Origin of the sequence: Streptomyces sp. NPDC020780, assembly GCF_044334475.1 — a bacterium.
GTDB lineage: Bacteria > Actinomycetota > Actinomycetes > Streptomycetales > Streptomycetaceae > Streptomyces.
Window position 1 is genome coordinate 206,179 of sequence record NZ_JBIRTB010000004.1, and the last position, 24,053, is coordinate 230,231.

At 71.1% G+C, this 24,053-nt stretch carries 28 protein-coding genes; 11 read left to right on the forward strand and 17 right to left on the reverse strand.

The genetic code is table 11. The features are described 5' to 3' along the window. The first annotated feature begins 195 nt into the window (after positions 1-195). The 3 genes from ACH4VO_RS09725 to ACH4VO_RS09735 all read left to right on the forward strand — a co-directional run bounded on the left by ACH4VO_RS09725 (position 196) and on the right by ACH4VO_RS09735 (position 5,208). Complete coding sequence (locus ACH4VO_RS09725) at positions 196-3,087, forward strand: DEAD/DEAH box helicase (protein ID WP_360988525.1); 2,892 nt, start codon at positions 196-198, stop codon at positions 3,085-3,087. Further along, a complete protein-coding gene (locus ACH4VO_RS09730) occupies positions 3,084-4,367 on the forward strand; it encodes an SWF or SNF family helicase (RefSeq protein WP_360988523.1) in 1,284 nt (427 codons plus the stop codon). Before ACH4VO_RS09725 ends, ACH4VO_RS09730 begins: the two co-directional genes overlap by 4 nt. Positions 4,368-4,626: 259 nt before the next feature. Further along, complete coding sequence (locus tag ACH4VO_RS09735) at positions 4,627-5,208, forward strand: N-acetylmuramoyl-L-alanine amidase (RefSeq protein WP_360988521.1); 582 nt, start codon at positions 4,627-4,629, stop codon at positions 5,206-5,208. Between the two features lie 279 nt (positions 5,209-5,487). Here the strand turns inward: ACH4VO_RS09735 and ACH4VO_RS09740 are convergent, their stop codons facing one another. Continuing rightward, a complete protein-coding gene (locus ACH4VO_RS09740; RefSeq protein WP_398440911.1) occupies positions 5,488-7,068 on the reverse strand; it encodes an MFS transporter in 1,581 nt (526 codons plus the stop codon). 381 nt (positions 7,069-7,449) lie between these two features. Then, positions 7,450-7,605: a DUF6131 family protein gene (locus tag ACH4VO_RS09745; protein WP_360988519.1), complete on the reverse strand. Its 156-nt coding sequence runs from the start codon at positions 7,603-7,605 to the stop codon at positions 7,450-7,452. Between the two features lie 206 nt (positions 7,606-7,811). Between ACH4VO_RS09745 and ACH4VO_RS09750 the strand changes: the two genes are divergently transcribed. Further along, positions 7,812-8,489 carry a DNA starvation/stationary phase protection protein gene (locus tag ACH4VO_RS09750; RefSeq protein WP_360988517.1) on the forward strand — a complete coding sequence of 226 codons (678 nt, stop codon included), beginning with the start codon at positions 7,812-7,814 and terminating at the stop codon, positions 8,487-8,489. Positions 8,490-8,580: 91 nt separating this feature from the next. Here ACH4VO_RS09750 and ACH4VO_RS09755 read toward each other — a convergent pair whose 3' ends face one another. The 10 genes from ACH4VO_RS09755 to ACH4VO_RS09800 are packed head-to-tail and all read right to left on the reverse strand — an operon-like array spanning position 8,581 to position 14,081. Then, positions 8,581-8,859, reverse strand: coding sequence for a gas vesicle protein K (locus ACH4VO_RS09755; RefSeq protein ID WP_360988515.1), 279 nt, complete (start codon positions 8,857-8,859; stop codon positions 8,581-8,583). Next, entirely contained in the window at positions 8,856-9,083 is a 228-nt protein-coding gene (locus ACH4VO_RS09760; protein WP_360988513.1) for a gas vesicle protein, read from the reverse strand. Before ACH4VO_RS09760 ends, ACH4VO_RS09755 begins: the two co-directional genes overlap by 4 nt. Positions 9,084-9,086: 3 nt before the next feature. Then, complete coding sequence (locus ACH4VO_RS09765) at positions 9,087-9,902, reverse strand: GvpL/GvpF family gas vesicle protein (RefSeq protein WP_360988511.1); 816 nt, start codon at positions 9,900-9,902, stop codon at positions 9,087-9,089. Positions 9,903-9,921: 19 nt separating this feature from the next. Then, a complete protein-coding gene (locus tag ACH4VO_RS09770; protein WP_360988509.1) occupies positions 9,922-10,257 on the reverse strand; it encodes a gas vesicle protein in 336 nt (111 codons plus the stop codon). Next, positions 10,250-11,386 carry an SRPBCC family protein gene (locus ACH4VO_RS09775; RefSeq protein WP_360988507.1) on the reverse strand — a complete coding sequence of 379 codons (1,137 nt, stop codon included), beginning with the start codon at positions 11,384-11,386 and terminating at the stop codon, positions 10,250-10,252. Before ACH4VO_RS09775 ends, ACH4VO_RS09770 begins: the two co-directional genes overlap by 8 nt. 6 nt (positions 11,387-11,392) lie before the next feature. Next, positions 11,393-12,268: a histone protein gene (locus tag ACH4VO_RS09780; protein WP_360988505.1), complete on the reverse strand. Its 876-nt coding sequence runs from the start codon at positions 12,266-12,268 to the stop codon at positions 11,393-11,395. Positions 12,269-12,275: 7 nt separating this feature from the next. Next, positions 12,276-12,530 carry a gas vesicle protein GvpG gene (locus ACH4VO_RS09785; protein WP_360988503.1) on the reverse strand — a complete coding sequence of 85 codons (255 nt, stop codon included), beginning with the start codon at positions 12,528-12,530 and terminating at the stop codon, positions 12,276-12,278. Between the two features lies 1 nt (position 12,531). Then, positions 12,532-13,269 carry a GvpL/GvpF family gas vesicle protein gene (locus tag ACH4VO_RS09790; RefSeq protein ID WP_360988501.1) on the reverse strand — a complete coding sequence of 246 codons (738 nt, stop codon included), beginning with the start codon at positions 13,267-13,269 and terminating at the stop codon, positions 12,532-12,534. Between the two features lie 3 nt (positions 13,270-13,272). Continuing rightward, positions 13,273-13,722, reverse strand: a complete 450-nt coding sequence (gvpJ, locus tag ACH4VO_RS09795; RefSeq protein WP_360988814.1) for a gas vesicle protein GvpJ — start codon at positions 13,720-13,722, stop codon at positions 13,273-13,275. A 38-nt stretch (positions 13,723-13,760) separates the two neighbouring features. Further along, positions 13,761-14,081, reverse strand: coding sequence for a gas vesicle protein (locus ACH4VO_RS09800; RefSeq protein WP_360988499.1), 321 nt, complete (start codon positions 14,079-14,081; stop codon positions 13,761-13,763). A 144-nt stretch (positions 14,082-14,225) separates the two neighbouring features. Between ACH4VO_RS09800 and ACH4VO_RS09805 the strand changes: the two genes are divergently transcribed. Together ACH4VO_RS09805 and ACH4VO_RS09810 are read left to right on the forward strand one after the other, a co-directional pair. Further along, complete coding sequence (locus ACH4VO_RS09805; RefSeq protein WP_360988497.1) at positions 14,226-14,669, forward strand: hypothetical protein; 444 nt, start codon at positions 14,226-14,228, stop codon at positions 14,667-14,669. 2 nt (positions 14,670-14,671) lie between these two features. Continuing rightward, positions 14,672-15,691, forward strand: a complete 1,020-nt coding sequence (locus ACH4VO_RS09810; RefSeq protein WP_360988495.1) for a PHP domain-containing protein — start codon at positions 14,672-14,674, stop codon at positions 15,689-15,691. A 138-nt stretch (positions 15,692-15,829) separates the two neighbouring features. Here the strand turns inward: ACH4VO_RS09810 and ACH4VO_RS09815 are convergent, their stop codons facing one another. Then, on the reverse strand, positions 15,830-17,188 hold the full coding sequence (locus ACH4VO_RS09815; RefSeq protein ID WP_360988493.1) for a GAF domain-containing SpoIIE family protein phosphatase: 1,359 nt from the start codon (positions 17,186-17,188) through the stop codon (positions 15,830-15,832). 204 nt (positions 17,189-17,392) lie between these two features. Between ACH4VO_RS09815 and ACH4VO_RS09820 the strand changes: the two genes are divergently transcribed. The 3 genes from ACH4VO_RS09820 (at position 17,393) to ACH4VO_RS09830 (ending at position 19,375) form a co-directional block, all read left to right on the forward strand. Next, a complete protein-coding gene (locus ACH4VO_RS09820) occupies positions 17,393-18,355 on the forward strand; it encodes an iron-containing redox enzyme family protein (protein ID WP_360988491.1) in 963 nt (320 codons plus the stop codon). 116 nt (positions 18,356-18,471) lie between these two features. After that, positions 18,472-19,155 carry a HemK2/MTQ2 family protein methyltransferase gene (locus tag ACH4VO_RS09825; protein WP_360988489.1) on the forward strand — a complete coding sequence of 228 codons (684 nt, stop codon included), beginning with the start codon at positions 18,472-18,474 and terminating at the stop codon, positions 19,153-19,155. After that, positions 19,139-19,375: a CDGSH iron-sulfur domain-containing protein gene (locus tag ACH4VO_RS09830; RefSeq protein WP_360988487.1), complete on the forward strand. Its 237-nt coding sequence runs from the start codon at positions 19,139-19,141 to the stop codon at positions 19,373-19,375. The genes ACH4VO_RS09825 and ACH4VO_RS09830 overlap by 17 nt, the downstream gene beginning before the upstream one ends. A gap of 187 nt (positions 19,376-19,562) precedes the next feature. Here ACH4VO_RS09830 and ACH4VO_RS09835 read toward each other — a convergent pair whose 3' ends face one another. Beyond that, positions 19,563-20,804 carry an aromatic acid exporter family protein gene (locus ACH4VO_RS09835; protein WP_360988485.1) on the reverse strand — a complete coding sequence of 414 codons (1,242 nt, stop codon included), beginning with the start codon at positions 20,802-20,804 and terminating at the stop codon, positions 19,563-19,565. A gap of 122 nt (positions 20,805-20,926) precedes the next feature. On the opposite strand from ACH4VO_RS09835, the gene ACH4VO_RS09840 reads away from it, so the two are divergent. Beyond that, a complete protein-coding gene (locus tag ACH4VO_RS09840; RefSeq protein WP_360988483.1) occupies positions 20,927-21,109 on the forward strand; it encodes a DUF6480 family protein in 183 nt (60 codons plus the stop codon). After that, the gene (locus ACH4VO_RS09845; protein WP_360988481.1) at positions 21,106-21,720 is read left to right on the forward strand and encodes an endonuclease; all 615 of its coding nucleotides are present in this window, start codon (positions 21,106-21,108) and stop codon (positions 21,718-21,720) included. The genes ACH4VO_RS09840 and ACH4VO_RS09845 overlap by 4 nt, the downstream gene beginning before the upstream one ends. A 9-nt stretch (positions 21,721-21,729) precedes the next feature. On the opposite strand, the gene ACH4VO_RS09850 is transcribed toward ACH4VO_RS09845, so the two are convergent. The 3 genes from ACH4VO_RS09850 to ACH4VO_RS09860 all read right to left on the reverse strand — a co-directional run bounded on the left by ACH4VO_RS09850 (position 21,730) and on the right by ACH4VO_RS09860 (position 23,852). Continuing rightward, on the reverse strand, positions 21,730-22,479 hold the full coding sequence (locus ACH4VO_RS09850; RefSeq protein ID WP_360988479.1) for a hypothetical protein: 750 nt from the start codon (positions 22,477-22,479) through the stop codon (positions 21,730-21,732). A 159-nt stretch (positions 22,480-22,638) separates the two neighbouring features. Next, positions 22,639-22,833 (reverse strand): hypothetical protein, encoded by a 195-nt coding sequence (locus ACH4VO_RS09855; RefSeq protein ID WP_069170121.1) that lies wholly within the window; start codon positions 22,831-22,833, stop codon positions 22,639-22,641. Positions 22,834-22,970: 137 nt separating this feature from the next. After that, entirely contained in the window at positions 22,971-23,852 is an 882-nt protein-coding gene (locus ACH4VO_RS09860; protein ID WP_360988477.1) for a phosphatidylinositol-specific phospholipase C/glycerophosphodiester phosphodiesterase family protein, read from the reverse strand. Between the last annotated feature and the right edge of the window lie 201 nt (positions 23,853-24,053).

The window sequence follows — 24,053 nt, forward strand, 5'->3', positions numbered from 1 at the left end:
CAGCCATGGCGCCATCACCCCGGTGGTGCGGGGGAAAGCCCCCGCGTCCCGTGGTGGTGCGCGCTGCACCCCAGGCCTCAGAAGGCAGAAACGAGTGACGTGGATCACTGCGTAGCTTTCCCGGGACGGGCCGCGGATGGGGTACCCTCGGCGACCCCGAGCTCACTAGTCAAATTTGAGGAATCTGACATCGCTGTGCACAGGCTCCCTGCGGCAACACTCGACGAGATCTCTGAACTGTCCCGCTGCTCCGCAGTCTTCCTCCCCGCGGACCCGGCCCGTACCGGCCGGATCGCGTTCTGGAACCCGGACGGTAGCACCCCGCCCGGTGGTCCCGGGAGCCAGCAGGAGCTGACCGTGGTCGGAAGCGACATCCACCCTTACGTGGTACCGGCGTTGCTCACCCCCGTACGGGACGCCCTGCCGGTTCTGACACGGGCGCGCGCCGCCGCATACGCCTCGCCCGCGGCCGCATTCTGGGGCGCCGCGGGAGTGCTGGCCCTCCAACTCGTGGCGCGTGGGCTGCTGCTGCCCGGCCTGAGCGCCACCGACCACGACACCTGGCGTGTGGGGCCACTGTCCGCGGACGATCTGGAACGGGTGCGGGTGCTGGCGGCCTCCATGCCGCCCGCAGCCCACGCGGTGCCGCTGGAGGCCGCCGCGGATCCGGTGATGCTGGCTGAACCCGAGTCGTTGCTGCGGTCGTTCCTCGACGCGGTCGCCGACGGGCTGCCGCGCTCCCCGGCCGCCGTGTTCGCCACCGGCGGGCCGGCGTTCGCCGCACCGGCGGCCCAGCACCTGCCGGAACTGCGGCCATGGGCCGCCGACGTGGCGGCAGGGCACGACGCGGGCGTACGGCTCTCCCTGCGCGTCGAGGTGGCGCGGCTCCCGGAGGGGAGCGCGGAGGAGGCCGGTGCGGGCGGCCCCTCCTTCCGTGCCGTCCTGCAGATCCACAGTGTCCAGGATCCGGCGCTGGTCGCCGACGCGGCGGAGGTGTGGGCGGGCAGCGGCCCCGCCGCCGCGCTGTTCGGTCCGCGTGCCCGCATGGACGCCCTGCTGGCACTGCGCCGGGCGGCCAGAGCGTGGCCTCCCCTGACGCCACTGCTGTCCGCACCGGTACCGGACTCGGTCGAACCGGCGGACGAGGAGATCGCGGAGTTGCTGGGCCCTGCCGCCCGCGCACTCGCCGCGGCCGGCGTGCGGGTGCACTGGCCGAAGGAGTTCGCCGGGAAGCTGACCGCCCGTGCGGTGATCGGCCGGCCTGGGCAGGAGGACGGCCCCGAGGACACCGACGCGGGCTCCCGCCGCGCCGGTTCCGGGGCACCGTCCTTCCTGTCGGCCGACACCCTGCTCGCCTTCGACTGGTCGTTCGCCCTCGGCGACCGGGAGTTGAGCCGGGCGGAGCTCGACCGGCTCGCGGAGTCGGGCAGACCTCTGGTCAGGCTGCGCGATCAGTGGGTGCTCATCGACCCGGAGGACGCGAGGCGCGCCCGCGAGTCCCGCGACCGCAAGGTCACACCCATTGACGCGCTGAGCGCTGTGCTGACCGGCAGCACGGACGTCGACGGCCGCCGGGTCGAGGTGACCGCCACGGGCTGGCTCCGCCACCTGCGGGAACGGATCGCGGATCCGGAGTCGCGGGACGCGCAGACGGTCACCCAGCCGGCCGCCCTGGCGGCCAGCCTTCGCGATTACCAGCTGCGTGGTCTGAACTGGCTCCACACCATGACGTCACTGGGTCTGGGAGGCTGTCTCGCCGACGACATGGGGCTCGGCAAGACCATCACGCTGATCGCTCTCCATCTTCACCGGCAGACCGACGCATCCGCTGCCGGACCGACACTCGTGGTCTGTCCCACCTCCCTGATGGGCAACTGGCAACGTGAGATCGAGAAGTTCGCCCCGGGTACGCCGGTACGGCGCTTCCACGGCGCGACGCGCTCTCTGGAGGACCTCGCCGACGGTGAGTTCGTCCTGACCACGTACGGCACCATGCGGCTGGACGCGGCGCGGCTGACGCAGGCGCCGTGGGGTCTGGTCGTCGCCGACGAGGCGCAGCACGTCAAGAACCCGCACTCGGCGACCGCCAGGCAGCTGCGGACGATCGGGGCGCGGGCCCGGATCGCACTCACGGGTACGCCCGTGGAGAACAACCTCTCCGAGCTCTGGGCGATCCTGGACTGGACGACCCCGGGGCTGCTGGGCAGGCTCGGCACGTTCCGCAGCCGGTACGCGCGTGCGGTCGAGGGCGGCGACGACCCCGCCGCCGCCGACCGGCTGGCCGCACTGGTGCGCCCGTTCCTCCTGCGGCGCCGTAAGTCGGACCCGGGGATCGCCCCGGAGCTGCCGCCCAAGACGGAGACCGACCGCACCGTGTCGCTGACGGCCGAACAGACCGGCCTGTACGAGGCGGTGGTGCGGGAGACGCTTGCCGAGATCACCGGCGCGGACGGCTTCGCACGGCGCGGACTCGTCATGAAACTGCTGACGGCGCTCAAGCAGATCTGCAACCACCCCGCGCAGTACCTGAAGGAGGACGCACCCCGGATCGAGGACCGCTCGGGGAAGGTGGAACTCCTGGACGAACTCCTCGACACGATCCTCGCCGAGGAGGCGAGCGTCCTGGTGTTCACGCAGTACGTGCGGATGGCGCGGCTGCTGGAGAGCCATCTGGCCGACCGGGGCATCCCCACGCAGTTCCTGCACGGCGGCACCCCGGTCGCCGAGCGGGAGGCGATGGTGAACCGTTTCCAGGCGGGCGCGGCCCCGGTGTTCCTGCTGTCGCTCAAGGCGGCGGGTACGGGCCTCAACCTGACGCGGGCCGAGCACGTGGTGCACTTCGACCGCTGGTGGAACCCGGCCGTCGAGGCACAGGCGACCGACCGGGCGTACCGGATCGGGCAGACCCGGCCGGTGCAGGTGCACCGGTTCATCGCCGAGGGCACCGTCGAGGACCGGATCGCCGCCATGCTGACCCGCAAGCAGGGGCTCGCCGACGCGGTTCTCGGCAGCGGCGAGAGCGCGCTGACGGAACTGACCGATGCCGAACTGGCGGAACTCGTAGAGCTGCGGGGGAACACGCGATGAACGACACCGGCGAACCGGAACGCACCTTCGCCGCGCTGCCGCCGGCGCCCGGCCGCGCATTCGCCTCCACATGGTGGGGACAGGCGTGGCTGAAGGCGCTGGAGGACACCGCGCTGGACGGAAGGCAGCTCAAGAAGGGACGCGCGCTGGCCCGTGCGGGCGGTGTCGGCGCGGTCTCGGTCCGGCCGGGCCGGATCACCGCGGTCGTCCAGGATCAGGACTCGACCGCGTACCGCAGCGATGTGCTGCTCCAGCGGCTGAGCCAGGAGGAGTGGGACAGCTTCCTGGACATGGCGTCCGAACGGGCAGGCCACATCGCCGCGCTGCTCGACCGTGAGATGCCACCGCATCTGGTGGAGGACGCGGCGGCCGCCGGCGTCCACCTGCTGCCGGGGATCGGCGACCTGGAGCCGGAGTGCAGCTGCGAGGCCTGGGACCACTGCGCTCACTCGGGGGCCCTGTGCTATCAGGTGGCGCGGCTGCTGGACCAGGACCCTTTCCTCCTGCTGCTGGTGCGGGGACGTGAGGAACAGCGGCTGCTGGACGAGCTGCAGCTGCGCAGCACGGCCCGGGCGGCCGGTACGACGCGGCGCGCCACGCCCGCGCCGGGCCCCGGTCCATCGCGCGGTGTCCGGGCCGACGAGGCGTTCGCGGCCCGGGACATCCTGCCGCCGCTGCCTCCTCCCCCGCCGCTGCCGGATGCACCCGGGGCGCCGCCGTCGCTGGACACGGAGACGGGTCCGGCGGCCGGTGTCGATCCCGGGGCGCTGGAGTTCCTGGCGGCCGACAGTGCCGTGCGGGCCCGCAGGATGCTGGCCGACGCTCTCGCCCGGGACCACGGGGAGCAGCCCGTACCACCCGCCCCGACACCGGAGCAGGATGTCGTACGGCTGGCCGCCGACGCCCGGCCCGACGCGGGGATGAGTGCCCGCCTCGCCGCCGCCGCGGGACGGCAGCGGGCCGAGCTCGACGCCGCCGTGACGGCCTGGCGGTACGGTCGGGCCGCCGCACTAGCGGTGTACGACGAGGAGTGGCAGCCGGATCCCCAGGAGCTCGCGCGGGCCCACGCCCGGCTCGCCGCGGCGTGGGAGGAGGGCGAGGGCCCGAGGCTGCGGGCCACGCACAACCGCTGGACCGTGGTGGGAGAGGGCCTGCAGTTGCGGTACGGGCGCGACGGGCGGTGGTGGCCGTACCGCAAGGAACGGTCCCGCTGGGTACCTGCCGGGCCGGCGGACGACGATCCGGCTGCCGCGCTGGCGGGAGCCTCCGCCGACGCCTGAGACCGTCCCGCGTGCCGGTGCCGGCGACCACGGCTCCGGCACGCCGGACGGGAAAGCCCTCCAGGGTGAGCGGCCGCTCGGTCGGCTGTGGGTCGCCGCCACCTACCCGAAGTGTCGGGTGCAGAAAGCTCTCTGATACCTCGTCAGGCAGTCTTTCGCCCCTCGCACGGCACCCCTTACGGTGGGGCGGCGTGCTGTCCGCCCGCATGCCGGACAGCGCGTCGCCCACGACGGACGTCCCTCACCCACAGGAGTGCCGATGCAGCGCAGACGGATCCTTCAGGGCGGCGCGGTAGCCGCCGCCGCGGCCCTTCTACCCGCCTCGGTCCGCGCCGCGGCCGCTCCTGCCGCGGGGACCGACTACCCGTCGGCCCAATGGGCTCCGGCGTCCACGTCCAACTACACGGTGTCGAACCGTCCCGCCGCCTACCGGGTCGACTTCGTCGTCGTCCATGTCGCCCAGCAGACGTTCTCCGAGACGATCGGCATCTTCCAGAATCCGGCCAAACAGGTCTCGGCCCACTACGTGGTGCGGTCGGGCGACGGATTCGTGGCGCAGTGCGTGCGCGAGAAGGACATCGCCTGGCACGCGGGAAACTGGGACTACAACACCCGCAGCATCGGCATCGAACACGAGGGCTGGGTGGACCAGCCGGCGTACTTCACCCACGCGATGTACGAACAGTCGGCCAGGCTGACGGCGGACATCTGTGACCGTCACGGCATACCCAAGGACCGCGCGCACATCATCGGCCACCACCAGGTCCCGGGCAGCGACCACACCGATCCCGGGGCCAACTGGGACTGGGTGCGCTACATACGCCTCGTCAACCTGCTGTGAGGGAGCGCGCCGCACACGGCGCCCGGCACTCCGGCAACCGCCTATCGGGGGCGGCACTCCGGCAACCAACTCTCAGGGGGCGCGCCGCGCCGGACCCTCAGATGTGGCCCGCGTCGAGGCCCGACCGGCGGGAGGACGGGCGGTGCCGCCTCGGTCGCGGCCACCTGCTCGGCAGCTGTGCACGAGGGCGGGCGCACGGTCGCCCCGCTGCCGGTGAGTGACATGGTGAGCGGCGCGCTGCCCACGGGAGGCCGTTCGGCCCCCGGCCCTCCCGTGCGGTCAACCGCCCGGGGCCTTGTCGTCACCCGCGTCACGTTTCGGGGCGGGAGCACCCGCACCCCGCCCCCCGTCCACCCGGCTCTCGTCCGCGCCTTCCCCGGCCACCGGCGGCCCCGTGGTGGCACCGCGCAGCCGTTCCAGGTCACTGGCGCGGACCTGAATGACGAAGAGGGCGATCAGTGCGGCTACCACCGCCATGGCCGTAGCGGCGACGAACGCGCTCGACACACCGGAGGCCAGCACCTCGTCGCCCCAGCGTCCCGGCAGCGCGCCGGTCCGGCGGAACTCGAGCCGCTGGGCCGGGGTGGCCTCCGCCAGGAAACGGGGCACCTGGTCCACGGCCTCGTTGCGGCTGGCCGTACCGAAGACCGTGACCAGGATGGAGAGCCCGAGCGACCCGCCCACCTGTTGGGTGGCGTTGAGGACACCGGACGCGGCACCCGCCTCGCGGGGGACCACTCCCGAGACCGCCATCAGCGTCAGCGAGACGAACTGCATGCCCATACCGGAGCCGAAGACCAGTGTGGGGCCGAGGATGCTCCCCAGATAGCTGCTGTGGACATCGGTCGCGGTGAGCCAGGCGAGCCCCGCCGCAGCGAGGAGCGCACCCGTCACCATGAAGGGCTTGGGGCCCCACCTGGGGAGCAGTTGGGAGGCGAATCCCGCGCTGACGGCGATGATCGCGCTCAACGGCAGGAATGCCAGTCCGGCGCGCAGCGGGCTGAAGTCCAGCACGTTCTGCACGAAGAGGGTCAGGAAGAAGAACATGCCGAACATCGCGGCTGCCAGGCTGAGCATCATGCCGTAGGTGCCGGCACGGTTGCGGTCGCGGAACATGCGCAGGGGCGTGATGGGCTGCTTCGATCCGCGCTCGACCGCGAGGAACAGGGCGAGGAACACCACCGCCGCCGCGAATGCCCCGATCGTCAGGCTGTCGCTCCAGCCGTCCTCGGAGGCGCGGATGAAGCCGTAGACGAGCAGCACCATGCCGAGGGTGGAGGTGAGCGCACCCAGGAGGTCGAAGTGGCCGGGATGCCGCTCGGACTCCTTGATGTACCGGGGCGTCGCAAGGGCGATCAGCAGGCCGATGGGGACGTTGACGAAGAAGACCCATCGCCAGTCGAGCCACTCCACCAGGATGCCGCCCGCGAGCAGTCCGATCGCACTGCCTCCGGCGGACACGGCGGCGAACACGCCGAAGGCCCGGTTCCGGTCGGGCCCCTCACGGAAGGTCGTCGTGATGAGGGAGAGGGCGGTGGGAGAGGCGATGGCACCGCCGACGCCCTGGAGAGCACGGGCGGCGAGCAGTTGCCAGGACTCCTGCGAGATACCGCCGAGCAGTGAGGCGAGGACGAAAAGCAGGACACCGAAGACGAAGACTCTCCGGCGCCCGAGAATATCGCCGAGCCGCCCACCCAGCAGAAGCAGTCCGCCGAAGGTCAGCGTGTAGGCGTTGATCACCCAGGAGAGATTCTCGGTGGAGAATCCCAGCGACGTCTGAATGTGCGGAAGTGCGATGTTCACGATGGTGATGTCGAGAACCACCATCAACTGGCAGGACGCGATCACGAAAAGGGCCATGCCGTTACCGCGGCCCCGCGGGGAAGTGTCGTCAGTGCGCGATGGCTTCACCGGCAGTCCCGTCGTGACGAGGGGTGCGCTTCGGATCCGTAGAGGACGTCGACGTTCACCCATCGACGTTAGGACGGTCGGGACCACCCCGCTAGTCGATCAGTGCCGAGACCGCGGAGGGGACCTTCGGACGCGACAGACGGGCCGATGGGACCCGTGCGGGCGACGGGGGTGAGCGCGCCGGGAACCTCGCCGCAGCGGCTTCCGATCGGGCATACGCGCTGGTGGAATCCTCATGACAGGGGCCGGGCACACGACCCGGGCGGCTCGGGGCCGAGCGCCCGTACGGAACGCTCGGCCCTGGGCTCCCGGGCTCGCTGACTCCTGGTGTCACCAGTAGTGGCGGCGGCCTCCGACAGCGTGACCCACGGCGCCCAGCACCCACAGAACGACCCCGATCGCCAGCAGGATGACACCGATGGTCCACAGAACGCCGACACCGGTCACCAGGCCGATGATGAGGAGGATGGCTCCGACGATGATCATGGCTGCCTCCGGTCACGCACCTCGCGCGAAAAAGCTGTATGCACTTATGAGGATATGCCGTGTGTGCGCGATTTCCCAGACGTGGCGAAATATGTTCTACCGGAACGGTCCATCAGCATTGGCGCGTACGGTCCCCGGTCGGCATAAAGGGGAGAAGGCGGGCCGTTCGGAGCCGCGGAAAAACCCCCCGATAGCGCTGGAGCATCATGTCCCCCTCTGCCGTCACCCCCCGTTACACCGTCCCCGGTCTGAGTATCGAGCAGGGCGGCAAGGTCATCGCCCTGCTCGGCATGCGTCTGCACGCTCTGAACGACCTCGCGCTCACGCTCAAACACATCCACTGGAACGTGGTCGGACCCCATTTCATCGCCGTTCATGAGATGCTCGACCCACAGACGTCGGCGGTGCGGGAGATGGCCGACGCCGTGGCGGAACGCATCTCGGCCCTGGGCGGCGAGCCTCAGGGAACTCCGGGCGTACTGGTCGACGAACGCTCCTGGGACGACTACAGCATCGGCCGGGCCGATGCCATCGCCCACCTCGGCGCCCTCGACCTGGTCTACACCGGCCTGATCGAGTCGCACCGGCTCGCGGTCCACGAGACCGAGGACACCGACCCCGTCACCCAGGACCTCCTGATCTCCCAACTTCGTGACCTGGAGAAGTTCCAGTGGTTCGTCCGGGCCCACCTCGAGACGAGTTCGGGCCGGCTCAGCACCGCCGGCTCGGAGCGCGAGGTGCAGGCGGCCCGGGCGGCGAAGGCCGGCGCCGAGATGGCGGAGGCTCCGCGCAGGGCATCGAAGAAGTCCGCGGCCAAGAAGAGCACGGCCAAGAAGACGAGCGCCAGGAAGACGGCCGCCGGCCGGAGCCGGACCTCCCGCTGAGCACTGCCGCTCCGGGTGCGGAAACCGACGCACGCCACTGTGCGCCCGCCGATACTCCGGTGGGCCCACAGTGGCGTGCGGCTGTCAGTTGTCAGTCGCGAGGCAGCAGGGTGCCCAGCGGACCAAGATCGAGATTCAGCTCCTCAGGACGCACCCCGTGCTGCTCGCACAGCTCCGCCATGCGTTCGTCGAGCAGCATGAGGGTCGTCCCGATCTCGTCGATCTGCCCGTCGGACAGGTCGCCCTGGTCGATACGGCGAATGGCCTGGCGCTCCATGAGCTGACGCAGGAGTTCCACCACCGTCAGCACCAGCGCGACGAGATCATGCCCCAATCGGTCGGAGTCCACGTCGAGTCGTGAGGTCGTCACAGCGGCCCTCCGTCCGCCCACGGTGCGGGGATGCGTTCGTTGACCGAGGAGAGCAGGGCGTGCAGCGACAGCCGGACGAGCGGCACGTCGGCGATCGCGATCACGAGGTCTCCGCTGATCACCACCCCGGTCGCGAGCAGCCGGTCCAGCAGGTCGACGAGGGGCACGCCGATGGGGCCCGTCAGGGGCTCCGGGTTGTCCCAGGGGACGACTTCGTGCGACACGGGCTACACCTCCCCGATGAAGGAGTACGGGACCCAGGGCCCCGAAAGTTCGATCTCGGCACCTGTTGTCTTCCGTAGTTCCCCGGCGAGCAGACCGAGTTCGGCAGCTCTGTGTTCCGCCACCAGGTAGGTGGCGTTGAGGATCTGCAGCCGGCTTCTCCCGGTGAGTTCGGGGCCGTGGAGCCGCAGCCGGCGGACCGCCGCGGCCACGTTCTGGAACGCCGCGTCCACCGTGTCGGCGACGCGGAGCGACTCCTCGTGGCGTCGTTCGCGCCGAACCTGCACTCCGCGCTTCCGGTCCAGGTAGGCAAGACCGGCTCCGGGCGCCGGGCGGGACCGGCCGGCCGGGCTCCCGGCCGCGCGGGGCGCGGGGCTCGGCTCCTCGGCGGGAGGTGGGGGCGCGTAGACCTTCACGCCCCACTCCGAGTGGTCCGCCGTACGCTGCAGTGCGGCCCGGAACCGCTCGGTCTCGGCGATCAGTGCCTGGCGGGCCCGGTCCTCACCGTGGTAGAGGGTGGCCAACGGCAGGGGAACGGTGCGGCACACGGCCGCGGCAGCCGACACGACGCGGTGATGGGCGCGTGCGTACCGTTCGAGTTCGCCGCGGTCGGACATACGGGTCTGCCACGCCTCGTCCGTGAAGTCGGCGGCGGGCACGGTCTGAGCGATCGCCGTAAGCTCTCCGCACCGCAGTCCCCACAGCGGGCCGCCCCCCGCGAAGCCCGGCACATCGGCGAACAGCGCCGGATCCGGTGCGTCGCAGACCGCGAACACGTACAGCGCGGCGGCATCCGAGGGGTCGGCTCCCCACTCCGTCATGTGACTCGGTTCTCCTTGTTCATTGTCCGGTCCGCGAGCAGTCGTTCGTGGACTCGAGCGCCTCTAGACGCTCGCGCAGTTCGCGGTTCTCGCTCTGGAGCGCGTCGCGGGCGGCGCGTGAACTGAGCGCGGGGTCCGTCTCCCACCAGTCGATGCCCGCCTTCTTCGCCGTGTCCACGGAGGCCACGAACAGGCGGAGCCGGATGGTGAGCAGTTCGATGTCGAGGAGGTCGATCTTGATGTCACCCGCGATGACGATGCCTTTGTCGAGGACTCGTTCGAGGATGTCGGCGAGGTTGCTGTTCGGCGGCCCGGGAACGGGATAGGCCTCCCGCTCGAGGTCGAGGTCAGTCACCGCGACGCCTCCGTCCGCGCCTCGGAGAGACGTCCTCCTCGTCCTCGTCCTCTTCCTCCTCTTCGCCCTCCCACTCCTCGTCGTCCTCCGGCTCCTCGTCCTCGTCGTATTCCTCCTCTCCGTCTTCCTCGTCCTCCCCCTCTTCGTCCTCTCCCTCTTCGTCTTCTTCCTCGCCCTCTTCCTCCTCCTCGCCCTCTTCCTCCGGTTCCTCCTCCTCCGGTTCCTCTTCCTCCTCCTCGCCCTCTTCCTCTTCCTTCTCCTCGCCCTCGCCCTCCTCGCCTTCCTTCTCCTCTTCCTCCTTCTGCATGGCGTCCTCATGCGACACGACGACTTCCCCGTCGCGGATCTCACCGCGCCAGGCCTCGGGCTCCTCGTCGGTGAGCGTGACGAACCGCTGGAAGAGCTTGAAGTCCAGCCGAATGCGACGGCCCTGGACCCGCCAGAGATTGCCGGTCTTCTCGAAGAAGCCTGACGGGTAGTACTCCACCACCAGCACGATCCGGGTCAGACTGGGCGCCAGTTCATGGAAGCTGACCGTTCCACGGGTGGAGCCCTTCGCACCCTCGGAGGTCCACCTGATGCGGTCGTCCGGAATCTGCTCCTGGACCGTCGCCTTGAAGCTCCTCGATGACGGGCCGATCTTGACCTTCCAGTCGCTCGACATCTCGTCACCCATCGACACGCTCTGCACGCCCTTGGTGAAGCTGCTGAACTTGTCGTACTGCGTCCAGTAGTCGTACGCGGTGCGCAGCGGCACTCCCACATCGAGTACCTCGATGATGTTCATGGACTTGCCACCACTGGATTTGCCCTTGCCCCCCTTCCCCTTGCCCCCACCGCCGAACGTGCCCTTGACCTTGTCGACGACGTTGTCCTTGACGCCTTTGGCCTTTCCCGCCACCAGCGCCTTCACGGGCGACTCGCCCTTGAGGATGCGAGAGCCGATCGCCGGCAGTGAGCCGCCGTTCTCGGCGATGTCGGAGAGCTGCCCGGTGACACCCGACAGCTTCTCCCCGGCCTTCTCCGCGAGCCTCCCCGCCTGGGCGCCGAGGTAGTTGGAAAGCTCCCCGCGAAGGCGGTCCATGCCCGACTCCTGCGACTCGGGTCCGTCCCTGTCCGTCTTGGCCATGGCTGCCTACCTCTGCCGTGCGCCGCGCCGGGGCGCGGACCGCTTCGATGTCGTCGTCTTCTTGGCTGCCGACTTCCTGGCCGGAGCCGACTTCTTGGCCGGCGCCTTCTTGGCTGCGGCCTTCTTGCCCGGCGCCGTCTTCTTGCCGGGAGCCGACTTCTTGGCCGGAGCCGACTTCTTCGCAGCGGATCCTCCCGCCGGGGCCGCCTTCTTGGCGGGGGCCTCCCTGGCCGGGGCTTTCTTCGCCGGTGCCTTCTTCGCGGGGGCCTTCTTCGCGGGGGCCTTCTTCGCGGGAGGAGCCTCCTTGTCGGCGGACCTCTTCCGGGCGGCCTTCTTCGCCGGCGCCGGCGTGGGTTCCTCCTCCGGCTCCTCTTCCTCCTCCGGCTCCTCTTCCTCCTCCTCTTCCTCCTCCGGCTCCTCTTCCTCCTCCTCTTCCTCCTCCGGCTCCTCTTCCTCCTCCGGCTCCTCTTCCTCCTCCTCCGGTCCCTCTTCCTCTTCGTACTCCTCGTCCGGCTCTTCCTCGTCGTACTCGCCCTCGAACTCCTCTTCCTCGCCCGTCTCCTCGTCGCGTTCGCCGAGTCGTGCCGTACGGTTGCTCAGGGCGTCGGCCAGGGAGCTCATGCCCCGGTCCGCCGCTGCGCTGAGGGCCTTCCGGCCGGTCTCCAGCACCTCGCCCTTCAACTGGTCCTGGAGTCCGGCGAACTGCGGCATCTCACCGAGCCTGCGCATCCCCTCGGCGGCGAGCTGGCGTGGCTCCAGGCCGAAGCGCCTGCCCGCCAGGTAGGTCGCGACGGAGAGGGCCACGCGGCCCTTCTTCGTCCGGCCGAGTACGTAGCCGCCCACCACGGCGGCTGCGAGCGTCACCTTTGTCTGGTCTTCCATGAGTGCGTCACCTTCGATGGTTGGGCGCGGGGCGGACTCGAACGGCGTGCAGCCGGTCGAGCAGCTCTTCCTCTTCCCGTTCGAACTCCTCCGGACTGATGGTGCCGTCCTCGAGTTCCTGGTTCAGTGCGGCCAGCTGTGCCCGGATGACGTGGGGGTCGTGCAGCTCGCGGTCGGCCGCGTCGTTCACCTTCTCCGCCACCCAGATCACGCCGCGGACCGGTGCGAGGGGCAGCAGGAGCACTCCGCTGAGCAGCCCCATGTCAGAGTCCCGCGGCAGATCGGCGCGAGACGAAGCTGTAACAGGGCAGTGGCCCGGCAACCCGGAGTTCCACATGGGTCCGGTGGGCGGCGGCGAATCGCTCGGCCGCCTCCCGGAAATCGTCACTGTCGCCGCGGTCGACGAGGAACGAGACGTTCAGCGCGCATCCGTGGACCTCAGGACCGGGTGCCACCGCACGGGCCAGGGGGGTGAGGGTGCGAAGGATCTTCTTTCCCGCCTCGGCCGCCCTGCGTGTCAGCGCGCCGGACACGGCCTCCCCGAGCCGGACGCTCGCCTCGTAGCCGGGGCGCCGGCGCACCTCCTCGCGGAGCCGGCGTACGGTCTTCTCCTCGGCAACGACGGCCGCCAGCGCATTCTGGGCCGGGAGCGCCTTGAGGTTGATCTCCACGCGCCGGGCAACGTGCCGGAGGGTAGCGAGGTGATCGGCCTCCGCCCCGGCCAACTGTGCGCGCACCGTGTCCTCGTCCGGGGCGACCATGCCGAACCGCATGGGCAGCACCGGGCCGCGGTCCGTGAGGTGCAGCAGAAGCTCCTGATGGGCCATCAGATCTCGCCGTCTGGCACGGAGCTGGGGTGGCGCGTCACTGACGACGGCGGTCACCCGCCCCTGTCCCACCAGGCGCAGCGTCGCCGGGGGACTACCCAGGCCGGCAGCGTCCGGCGGAAGCGATTCGCCCGTCGGAATGATGGCGTAGACGTAAATTCCGTTCGCTGCCACGGCTCACGCCTCCACGCGGCGGCGCCGGTCAGCTCCGTCGCGTGCGGGCGCCCGGCGCTTCCTCGGCCGCTCGCGCCGCTCCTCCGACCCGTCGTGCTCGTCGCCGCCGACCGCTTTGCGCACCGTGTCCCCGAGTGTGTCCGCGGCCTTGCGGACCTTGCGCTTGCCCATCGACTTGGCCGCGCGTCCGCTGAACAGTTCGGGGACGGTGGTGCTACCCGAATCCCGCTCCAGATCGAGCCGGTTGCAGGCCTCGGCGAAGCGCAGGTAGGTGTCCACGCTCGCGACGACGATCCGTGCGTCTATCTTGAGGATCTCGATGCCGACCAGGGACACCCTGATGAACACATCGATGACCATGCCGCGGTCGAGGATGAGTTCCAGAACGTCGTAGAGGGTGCCCGCACGAGGCGGGCACGGCGCGATCTCGTCGGCGTACGTGGTCGTGGTCATGGTCATGGAGCGTCCTTCCGGATGGTGGGAGCAACGGGTCACTCGTCGGCGGCACCCCGCCGGTATCGGCGGACCCTGCTGTACTCCATGAGTTCGCCCCGGTCGTCGAGCCGCACCTCGTAGGAGGCCAGCAGACTCGTGGTGTCCGGGATGCGGGGTACTTCGAGCACGTCCACGACGACGCACCATCCGTCGTCGTGGCGCCGCACAGCCGACACGCCTTCCGCCGGATGGCAGATCAGCCGTTCGAGGCTCTCGGAGGCGACACGGGCGGCGTGCTCGGGACCTCGTGCGGACGAGGTTCGGGGCGCAGCCGTCTTGGTCGGCCGATCGGCGTGCGCGCGACGTTTCTCTGCCATGGGACCAGGTTTGGACACAAACCCCCCCGCCGCATCCCGAGCGCTCGAAGCCTGCTCAGGAAGCCGTTCTCACCCCCACGCCGTCCTCACCCCTTCGCCGTTCCGGCAGGACGCCGGGTGCGGGACGCGTGCACAGTCGTAGTCATGAGCGGAAATCGTGAGGTGGGTGCAGGCGACGAGGGGCACGAGCGCCCCTCCGGGGTCGCAGACACCACGGTCGAGGGACTCGGGGCACTGTCAGAGGCACTGGAGACGGTGGAGCGGGCCAGGGGCCATCTGTACGCGTTCCATCAGCTGACCGGGGGCGCGGACCTGACGCTGGACAGGGCGGTGGAGCTGCTCCGGGCGGCCGGCCACGCGGACCATGCCGACCTGGTGGAGCGGGAGATCCTCGGCAGGAACGTCATTCCGGGCTGTTGGACCTTTCAGGTGGTCGAGGCGTACGACGCCACCTATTACCGGCCGTTCGTCGAGGTCGAGGAGCGGGTGCGGCAGGAGCTCGCGGCCGGGCGCCGCCACCTGTACGAGGCGGAGATGAAGCAGGCCCGCCGCACGCACGGGCACCCCCAGCACACCGAAGGGCCCTGACCGTGGAACCGGTCACCGCGCTGCGCCGGATCGCCTTCCTCCTGGAACGCTCCCAGGCCGCCACCTACCGGGTCAGGGCGTTCCGTACGGCTGCCGACGCGGTCGCGGCCATGGGCGGCGACGAGTTGACGGAGCGGATGACGCACGGATCGCTGGAGACCGTGCGGGGGATCGGGCCGAAGACGGCCCAGGTGATCCGGGAGTCGGTGGCCGGGGGCACGCCCCGGTACCTCGAACGGCTGGAGGAGGAGGGATCGGCGCCGCCGGTCCCGGGTGGCGAGGCTCTTCGGGCGGCGCTGCGCGGTGACTGCCACCTGCATTCGGACTGGTCGGACGGGGGCAGCGGCATCGAGGAGATGGGCCGCACGGCCGCGGAGCTGGGCCACGAGTGGGCGGTACTGACCGACCACTCGCCCAGGCTGACCGTGGCCAACGGTCTGTCACCCGAGCGGCTCCGGCGGCAACTGGACGTCGTGGCGCGGCTCAACGAGGAGTGGGCTCCCTTCCGTCTTCTCACGGGCATCGAGTGCGACATCCTGGACGACGGCTCGCTCGACCAGGAGCCCGAACTGCTCGACCGGCTCGATGTCGTCGTGATCTCGGTCCACTCGAAGCTGCGCATGGACGCGAAGGCCATGACGGCCCGGATGATCGCGGCCGTGCGCGATCCACGGGCGGACGTACTGGGTCACTGCACCGGGCGGCTCCTCTCCGGACGTACGCGGCCGCCGTCGTCGTTCGACGCGGACCAGGTGTTCGCCGCGTGCGCGGAGGCGGGGACTGCTGTCGAGATCAACTGCCGGCCGGAGCGGCTCGATCCTCCGCGCGGGCTGCTCCGGAAGGCTGTCGCGGCGGGGGTCCTCTTCTCGATCGACACCGACGCGCATGCTCCGGGCCAGTTGGACTGGCAGGCGTACGGCTGCTCCCGAGCCGAGGAGTGCGAGGTCGCGCCTGAGCGGGTCATCAACACCTGGACAGCTCGACGCCTTCTGGACCGGACGGAGCGGAAATCGCGGGGGTAAGGCTGTCGCGGTTCCGGGGGGATCGGCGCGCGGTGTCCACGATGCGGTGCGTCGTGGGGCGGAGCAGCGCCCGCATGCTGGATTCACGCGGACGTTCCCACCCCGCGGCGAGGTGTCTTCGGCCGCGGGGAGTCGCGCTCACTCGGCCTTCGCGGTGGGAGGACCGGCGTGCGGCGGTGCGACGCGGACAGCGATGAGCGCGACATCGTCCGTGCCTGCCGTGGCGAGTCCGCCGAGCAGTTCGTCGCAGAACGTCTCCAGGGGTTCACGGGCCAGGCCCGCCGCCTGACGCCGCAGACGGGCCATCCCACGGTCCAGGACCTCGTCACGGCGTTCGATGAGGCCGTCGGTGTACAGGAGCACGGTCGAGCTCGGCGGGAGCACGTCCCACGCGTCCGGCCGGTGTTCGCCGGGGTTCACGCCCAGCATCATGCTCCGGCCGCCTTCCAGGAAGCGGGTCTCGCCTTCCGGCGTCACCAGCAGCGGTGGGGGGTGCCCCGCCACGGCGTAGTGCAGCTGCCACGGGTCGGGGGCGGTGGGTTTCTCGGCCAGGGCGTAGATGCAGGTGAGTGTCTGGTGCGGGTAGAGGATGCCGATGGCGGCGTCCAGTCGCGCGAGGATCTTTCCGGGGGGCTCCTTCCGGTCGCAGGCGATGCCCCGCAGCATGTTGCGCATCTGGCTCATGGTGACCGCGGAGCGCAGGTCGTGGCCCGCCACGTCGCCGATGATGAGCGCGGTGGCCCCTTCCGCCAGCACGAACGCGTCGTACCAGTCGCCGCCGACCTGGGCCGTCGCCACGGCCGACCGGTAGCGGGCCGCGATCTGGAGGGGACCCTGGTCGGGGAGGTCGGGCAGGAGCGAGCGCTGCAGCCGCTCGGCGGTGTGCTGGGCGTCGTAGTGGAGGCGCGAGTTGTCGACGGCCAGGGCGACCCGGTGGGCGAGATCCTCGACCAGGGCGAGGACGTCGTCGTCCAGCGCTGCCGCCCGGGTGGTCCGTACGAGGGTGATGACGCCGAGGACCTGGCGCCGTGCCCGCAGCGGGGCCATGACCGCCGTGTCCGCGGTCATCCGGTCGAAGAACTCGAGTTCCCGGGCGCGCAGCGGATCCGAGGCCGTGCGGGGCGGTGGGAACTCGGTGAGAAGCACCGGACCGGTCAGGTGCAGGGCCCGTGCCGTCGCCGCGGCCGACCCCGCCGTCGGGGGCAGCAGTCCCTCGTGGAGCCCGGAGGGGAGCCGGTCGGTTTCGCGTTGCTCGACGACGACGCGGCGCAGCCGTCCGTCCGTGTCCAGTAGGTCGACGGCGCACCAGTCGGCGAGCCCGGGGACGAGCGTGCGGCACAGGCGGCGGAGCCCCTCCTCCTCGTCCAGCGTGCTGCCGAGCGCCTCCGCCGCGTTGATCAGCACAGTCAGCCGGTCCAGGGCGTGCTGGACCTCCTCGTCCACCTCGTAGCCGGCCGCTGCGGGATCGCCGTCCCGGTTGCTCCGGTCAGCGCACATGATGGGGGCTCCTCGGCGCCGGAGTACCTGGGCGTCCGGCGGGACAGCCGTACCCGCCTGTGTCGATTGTCCGCCAGGCGGGGCCGCCCGGCACGCGCGGCGTGGCCCCGGCGGCGTACTCGAGCGGCTTCCGTCGGCGCCGCGGCGTAAAGTCGGGCGAAATGGCAGGTGTGACTCCGCCGGATCACGGGGCAGGAGCGGTCCATGTCCGATCAACGCACGGAACCTTCTCTTCCACGGTCCCGCGGGGTGCTCTCCGCCGGGGTGGTCGCCCATCTCCGCGACGAGGGCGCGCTGCCCGGCCCCGGCGCGGCGCGGGACGCCGATCCGTACGGTGACGACCTGCAGCTGGCCCTGTACGTCTGCTACGAGCTGCACTACCGGGGGTTCGCCGGTGTCCGGCCGGAACTCGAGTGGGACCCCGCGCTGCTGGCGCTGCGCGGCGCACTGGAGGAACGCTTCCTGACCGCCCTGCGGCGGGATGCCACGGGGACGGCCGGCCTGGACGAGGTCCTGGCCGGGCTGCTGGTGGAGCCTGTCCACGGGACCGGGCTCTCCTGGTTCCTCCAGGACAACGGCGAGCTGTGGCACCTGCGTGAGTATGCGGTGCAGCGGTCCCTGTACCACTTGAAGGAGGCCGACCCGCACGCCTGGGTGCTGCCCCGGTTGTGGGGACGGGCCAAGGCCGGGATGGCGGCGATCGAGTACGACGAGTTCGGTGCGGGGCGTGCGGAACGGGTCCACGCTCAGCTGTTCGCCGATCTCATGGCGGACCTGGAGCTCGACACCGCGTACGGGCGCTATCTGGACGAGGGGTACGCGGAGATGCTGGCCCTCGTGAACCTGATGTCGCTGTTCGGGCTGCACCGGCGGCTGCGCGGGGCGCTCGTGGGGCATTTCGCCGCCGTCGAGATCACCTCGTCCCCGGCTTCACGGCGTCTGGCCCGTGCCATGGCACGTGCGGGCGCGGGCCGTGCCGCGGAGTTCTTCTACACGGAGCACGTCGAGGCGGACGCCGTCCACGAGCAGGTGGTCCGCCGGGAGGTGATCGGCGGCCTGCTGGACGAGGAGCCGGGACTGGCCGCCGACATCGCCTTCGGTATCACCGCGACCTCCTGTCTGGAGGACCGGCTCGAAGACCGCCTGCTCACGCAGTGGCGGGTCTGAGCGGGGATCTCCGCTCGGCGGTCCCGTCGAGGGATGTCAGAGGTGGTGGCCGGGGACTGCCCGGCACAGTCTAGGAGACAGACGCGTGTACGCACCCGTTCGCAAGGGAGTCGCAGATGTACGCAGAAATGGCCGAGGACGCCCGGAGCGCCCGGATCGTGACCCTTCCCGGGGTGTACGCGCCGCAGCACGACACCCGCCTGCTCATGGCGGCCCTCGACAAGGAGGGGGTCGGAGCGGGCACCGATGTCCTGGACCTCGGAACGGGCAGCGGGGCGCTCGCCCTGCACGCGGCGCAGTTGGGTGCCCGGGTGACCGCGGTGGACATCTCGCGGCGGGCCGTGGTCACCGCGCGCCTCAACGCGCTGCTGCGCCGGCGGCGCATCACCGTGCAGCGGAGCGACCTGTTGTCGTCGCTGCCCGGCCGCTCCTACGACCTGGTGGTCTGCAACCCGCCGTACGTGCCCTCCCCGCTCGGCCGGCTTCCCGGGCACGGTGCCGCGCGTGCCTGGGACGCCGGCCGTGACGGGCGCGCCATTCTCGATCGCCTGTGTGAGACGGCGCCGGTGGCGCTGCGTCCCGGCGGCCGCCTGCTGATCGTTCACTCCGGTCTGTGCGACAGCGACGTGACCCTGCGCCATCTGTCGGAGGCCGGACTGAGCGCCCGCGTCACCGAGCGGGCGTTCGTACCCCTGGGGCCCGTGCTCCGCTCGCGGCTGCACTGGCTGAGGGACAGAGGCCTGCTGAAGGCGGGCGACATGCTGGAGGAGCTGGTGGTCATCCGTGCCGAACGCCCCTGAACGCCGCCGGAAGATCTCTGTCGAGGACCAGGGCCCCATGCTCGTGGAGGGGCCCGTGGAGGTGACGTGCCCCGACGGCAGTGTGGCCGTCTCCGACCGGTTCGTGGTCGCTGTCTGCACGTGCCGCCGCAGCCGGATGTACCCCTGGTGCGACACCAGCCACCGGCGCCGGGTCAGGCGCGAGGAGGGCGGGGAGGCCGGGGACGGCCCGGCCTGCTGAGGCCGCCATGGCGCGCGGTACGGGCCTGGGACGCGTTCCGCCGGCTCCGTATCGCCCTGGGTCTGTACCGCCCGGCGGCCTGCACCGCCAGGGGCTCTGTCCCGTTCCCGTGCCTGTTCCTTTTTACGCTCGGTCCTGGTCTGCCGTCTGTACCGTTCTGAGGCGCGTTCGACCCTCGCCGTGCGTTTCAGCCCTCGGCGGCCGTTCCGGTGGTGCCCGTGGCCCCCCGCAGTCGGCGGATCGCCGCCTGCAGCCGGGGATGGCGCTCGTGGACCTGCGTCGACCTGCGGTCGAGTTCCTCGGCGAGGCGTTCCGTGCGCTTGTCGATGTCCAGCTCGTCGAGGATGCGGTCGACCTCGGCGAGCAGGGCTCCGTGCAGCTGCCACTGCCGCGGGTGCTCCTGGACATCCTCCAGCAGCAGGTCGGCAACGAGATCGCGGGTGGCCCTGCTGCGTGCGAGAGCGTCGGCGAGCCGTTCCTCCGCCTCCTCGCCGCTCGCGGCGATCGGCGTGGTGATCATCACGGCGAAGCCCTCGATGGCGTCGGACATGTGACCGAACAGCTCCCTGAGCAGTACGGCCACGTCCTGGGGGAAGAGCGGTTCGTCGGTGCGGGCCTTCGCCAGGTCCGTGACCGTACGCGTCAGCACACGCAGAACGACGGCACAGATCTCCAGCGTGTCGAGTCCGGTCCGCAGCACGACCCGGTAGAGGAGGCCCTGCCGGACCCTGGGATTGAGCATCAGGCTTTCCTCGGCCTGGCGCAGCGAGGCGTCTACCTCGACGATGTCGTGGTCCAGCCGCCGCGCCTCGTGCAGGCGGGCGGCGGCCTGCGGTACGGGATGGTTTCCGCCGATCTCGTCGCCCAGCTCCCGGAACATGGTGCCCATGCGCTCCCCCAGGCCACCGATCGAGACACCTGCGGACTGCACCCATACGGGAGGCGCGAACAGGAGGTTGAACAGCAGTCCCACACCGGCGCCGATCAGGGTCTCCAGCACCCGCTCCCACGCCGTGTTGGCGACCTGCGAGACGCCGAGGACCAGCATGGCGCTGATCGCGACCTCCGGCACGAACTCGTCGACCCGGACCACCCGGCCGATGAGCAGCGAGGCCAAGATCGTCAGCCCGAGACTCCACCAGCTGAGGCCCACCAGCGAGCTGAAACCGCTGGCGATCAGGACCCCCACCACCACCGCGTTGACCCGTCGGATGCCCGTGGTGAGCGTGGCGTAGAGGGTCACCTGGACCACCAGCAGCGCCGTGAGCGGAGCGGTCAGGGGAGCTGGGTGGGGAGCGGGCAGGACGAACTTGGCGACCGCGAAGGCGATGACGGCGGCCGCAGTCGACCGCAAGATCTGCGCGGCGGCCGGCTCGGTGGTGCGCTGGACGAGTTTGACGACGGGTGCGGGCGCGGATACGGCAGGCATTCCTAGACGGTGCCCCGAACCGGGCGGTCGCAGCGCTTTCCGGCCTGGCGAACTCCGTACGGATGTATGCGTGCCGCCAACGAGCACGTGCCGGGAGAGCCGGACGGAGAGATGGTGGAGGTATGGCTATTTCATTGACACCCCCGACCGAGACTCCCCCGGCGGAGGGATGCATCAGCGAGGCGCACATCGAACGGCCCGACGGTGGGATCTGGGAGCATCCCGTCTTCTGGGCGGGCCTGGTGCTGCTCGTCGCGGTCGTCGTCGCCGCATTCTTCCTCGCCCGGATCTTCGGCTTCGGATGAGCGACCGCGACACGCTGGAGAGGTTGCTGAAGCGGCACGGCACGACCTACGCGGCCGAGGCCGGCATCACGCTGCGCGACACTCCCCAGCCGCTGTACCAGCTCCTGGTGCTCAGCCACCTGCTGAGCGCGCGGATCCGCGCCTCGGTAGCCGTGGCCGCGGCGCGGGCACTGTTCTCCCACGGAATGCGCGACGCGCGGCGCATGGCCGACGCGACGTGGCAGCAGCGGGTGGACGCGCTGGGCGAGGGCGGCTACCGCCGCTACGACGAGCGCACGGCGACCCAGCTCGGGGAGGGCGCGGAGCTGCTGCTCGACGCGTACGGCGGTGATCTGCGCCGCCTGCGCCGGGAGGCGGACGGTGACGTGGCCGCGCTCCGCGAGGGACTGCGCCGCTATCCAGGGGTGGGCCCGATGGGCACCGACATCTTCCTGCGCGAGGTGCAGGCCGTGTGGCCGGAGTTCGCGCCCTACCTCGACTCCAAGGCGCTCCAGGGTGCGGAGCGGCTCGGGCTGCCCACCTCGCCGGGGAAGCTGACGGGCCTCGCGGACGGGTGCGACCCGGCGGTGCTCGCCGCGGCGCTGGTGCGCGCGGCGCTGGACAAGAGGTGAGTCCGGGGGTCAGCCCTTCGGCCGCCTGCCGCCCGGCTTGACGGAGCGGCCCTCCACGAGCGCGCGCCGGATCCCGGCTGCGGTGGCCCGCGCGTGCTCCGTGGTCGCCGTGCGGTCGGCCACCGAGGTGACGAAGCGGTGGGTGGGCCGCAGGCAGCGCCCGCAGGGGGTGTCCGTCGTCAGCAGGTAGCCGTCCTCGCACTGGGGGTGCGAGCAGGGTCCCGGTCCTACGAGGGCCTCCGCGATCTCCTGCGGGGCCCAGCGGCGCAGGCCCTCCTCGTCCTTCTCGTGCAGGGCGTGGGACCAGCGGACGTTCCAGCGGCGCTCGAGGCGTTCCAGCAGCTGATCGGGGGTGCGCCGGGCGAGTTCCCGGTGGATCAGGTCGTGGACGGTGCGCGGCATGCGGTGGCCGAGTGCCTGCAGCAGGGGCTGCGGCAGGGCCTGGAGGACGTAGGTGACGGGGTCCCCGCCCGCCCGCTCCCGCCACTTGCGGCAGGCACACGGCCCCTCGGCGGGCAGCGGGCCCCGGCAGCGGCCGCACACACCGCGGCACTCGGCGCACAGTCCGTCGTCGAGTCCGTCCAGATGGGGCGCGGGGGCCCGGCCGCAGTCGCGGCAGCAGGCGGCGCAGGGGCCGCAGAGGCGTTCGTCACCGAGCTTCGTGGTCCACCGGCGCTGCTGGCAGCGGCAGCAGAGCGCGTTGTCGCAGTACTCGTGGTGGGCGGCTCCCGACTGCCTGCCGGGTGGCGGGAATGACATCGGTGCGTTCTCCAGGTGCGGGGCGTGGACGGCCGGGGGCCCGGCCGGTCGGCGGAGCGACGTGCGGGGCCCGCGGACGACCGTATCGCCCTCTGCGGGTCGCGCGCGGCGCTCCGCCGCGACCGGAGACATTCTCCCGCACCTGGAGGGCGGCGCGGATCAGGGCCTGAGGCCGCTCACCACGTCCGCGGTGGCGGTGATCCCTTCGTGGATGGTGGGCGCCATGCGCGTACTCGCCAGCAGGAAGCCGAGAAGGGCGCAGACGATGGCGTGCGATACCTTCAGCCCGCCGTTGCGCAGGAAGATCGCTGCGAGGACCACCAGGAGCAGCACCAACGAGATCGAAACGGCCATGGCCAACCTCCTCCGCCGCGTCTGAATTGCGGCATTCGGCCGCCAGTGTGGCGTAGCTGAGGAGCCGTTCGGCGGACCGGCGGGCCCGCCGAACGGGTGGTGACGCACAGTGATCGGGGGTGCTCGTCGGGACGTGGTCAGACGCCCTCGCGGCCGTCGCGGTCGCGGTGGCGGAGAAAGGCTTCGAGCCCCGCCAGGTCGTCGGTGTTCAGGTGGTCGACGCCGGCGGCGAGGAGTTCGGACCACACGGCCTCGCGCTCCGGCCCCGCGGTGTCCGGGGTGGCCCAGAAGCGCAGGCGCCGCCCCTCCCGGTGGGCCGCCGAGACGAGGGCACGCAGCCGTTCCCGCTCGGCCGGGGGGAAGGGGCCGGTGCCCTGCCAGGAGAAGTTCTGGGTCCAGTTGGCGCTGATGAGCGGCGCGAAGGAGGCGGGCGCCGCGGTGCCCAGATCCTCGAGCCTGCCGTCGTAGAACGCGTACCGCGTGGTCTGGGCCTCCATCGGGAGCCGGGCGGCGCGGTCGCCCGAGATGACGGGCGTGACCGCGCCGGTGTGGACGCGTCCGCGGACCGAGCGGGTCAGGAGGGGGCGGTAGCGGCGGAGCACCCGGTCGAGGGCCAGGTAGGCTGCGGCGCCGTCGGCCTTGATGTCGACCAGGAGTTGCAGGGGTGTGCGATATCCGGCGTGGACCCGGCCGTGGTTCGCCCGGACGAGGGCCGCCAGCGGGTCGAGGTAGAGCGAGGTGAGCGTGCGGGAGGGGTCGAGGTCCGCGAACTCGTGGGCGACGAGCAGTTCGCCGTCCACGAGGAAGACGTCGGCCTCGACACTGGTGAACCCGTGCGCGAGCGCGTCCTGGAGAGGGCGGGCGTGGAGGTAGTCGTTGTGGGCGTGGGCGCGCTCCAGCGGACGCGGACCCCGGGGACGGGCGGGCGTGGCGGTGGCGGACTGGGCGGGGATGAAGGCGCCCGCGGCCGCGGTGGCCAGGGCGGTGGTGACGACTCTGCGACGGGTCAGGTGTGCCATGGGGTCTCCCGGAAGCGGTCGGGCGGACGGAACGGGCTGGGGAACGCGACGAGTATGGAGCCCCGGGAGACCCGAAAGGCAGGTACCTGCCGAAGAGTTGGATCCGTCGTCGTCCGCGCGTCGGCTGCGCTGTGCCCGCTGTTACCCGGGCATGCCGGGGCGGGGGCACGCGGCCTCGCATGCCCCCGCCCCTCGGCGCCT

Bases quoted from the DNA above. Each gene is read 5' to 3' on its own strand.
- ACH4VO_RS09775 (WP_360988507.1), bottom strand. From the start codon at position 11,386: ATGGCCAAGACGGACAGGGACGGACCCGAGTCGCAGGAGTCGGGCATG.
- ACH4VO_RS09845 (WP_360988481.1), top strand. From the start codon at position 21,106: ATGAGCGACCGCGACACGCTGGAGAGGTTGCTGAAGCGGCACGGCACG.
- ACH4VO_RS09835 (WP_360988485.1), bottom strand. From the start codon at position 20,804: ATGCCTGCCGTATCCGCGCCCGCACCCGTCGTCAAACTCGTCCAGCGC.
- ACH4VO_RS09840 (WP_360988483.1), top strand. From the start codon at position 20,927: ATGGCTATTTCATTGACACCCCCGACCGAGACTCCCCCGGCGGAGGGA.
- ACH4VO_RS09805 (WP_360988497.1), top strand. From the start codon at position 14,226: ATGAGCGGAAATCGTGAGGTGGGTGCAGGCGACGAGGGGCACGAGCGC.
- ACH4VO_RS09745 (WP_360988519.1), bottom strand. From the start codon at position 7,605: ATGATCATCGTCGGAGCCATCCTCCTCATCATCGGCCTGGTGACCGGT.
- ACH4VO_RS09800 (WP_360988499.1), bottom strand. From the start codon at position 14,081: ATGGCAGAGAAACGTCGCGCGCACGCCGATCGGCCGACCAAGACGGCT.
- ACH4VO_RS09820 (WP_360988491.1), top strand. From the start codon at position 17,393: ATGTCCGATCAACGCACGGAACCTTCTCTTCCACGGTCCCGCGGGGTG.
- ACH4VO_RS09785 (WP_360988503.1), bottom strand. From the start codon at position 12,530: ATGGGGCTGCTCAGCGGAGTGCTCCTGCTGCCCCTCGCACCGGTCCGC.
- ACH4VO_RS09780 (WP_360988505.1), bottom strand. From the start codon at position 12,268: ATGGAAGACCAGACAAAGGTGACGCTCGCAGCCGCCGTGGTGGGCGGC.
- ACH4VO_RS09740 (WP_398440911.1), bottom strand. From the start codon at position 7,068: ATGGCCCTTTTCGTGATCGCGTCCTGCCAGTTGATGGTGGTTCTCGAC.
- ACH4VO_RS09825 (WP_360988489.1), top strand. From the start codon at position 18,472: ATGTACGCAGAAATGGCCGAGGACGCCCGGAGCGCCCGGATCGTGACC.
- ACH4VO_RS09730 (WP_360988523.1), top strand. From the start codon at position 3,084: ATGAACGACACCGGCGAACCGGAACGCACCTTCGCCGCGCTGCCGCCG.
- ACH4VO_RS09735 (WP_360988521.1), top strand. From the start codon at position 4,627: ATGCAGCGCAGACGGATCCTTCAGGGCGGCGCGGTAGCCGCCGCCGCG.
- ACH4VO_RS09750 (WP_360988517.1), top strand. From the start codon at position 7,812: ATGTCCCCCTCTGCCGTCACCCCCCGTTACACCGTCCCCGGTCTGAGT.
- gvpJ (WP_360988814.1), bottom strand. From the start codon at position 13,722: ATGACCACGACCACGTACGCCGACGAGATCGCGCCGTGCCCGCCTCGT.
- ACH4VO_RS09815 (WP_360988493.1), bottom strand. From the start codon at position 17,188: ATGTGCGCTGACCGGAGCAACCGGGACGGCGATCCCGCAGCGGCCGGC.
- ACH4VO_RS09860 (WP_360988477.1), bottom strand. From the start codon at position 23,852: ATGGCACACCTGACCCGTCGCAGAGTCGTCACCACCGCCCTGGCCACC.
- ACH4VO_RS09855 (WP_069170121.1), bottom strand. From the start codon at position 22,833: ATGGCCGTTTCGATCTCGTTGGTGCTGCTCCTGGTGGTCCTCGCAGCG.
- ACH4VO_RS09850 (WP_360988479.1), bottom strand. From the start codon at position 22,479: ATGTCATTCCCGCCACCCGGCAGGCAGTCGGGAGCCGCCCACCACGAG.
- ACH4VO_RS09765 (WP_360988511.1), bottom strand. From the start codon at position 9,902: ATGACGGAGTGGGGAGCCGACCCCTCGGATGCCGCCGCGCTGTACGTG.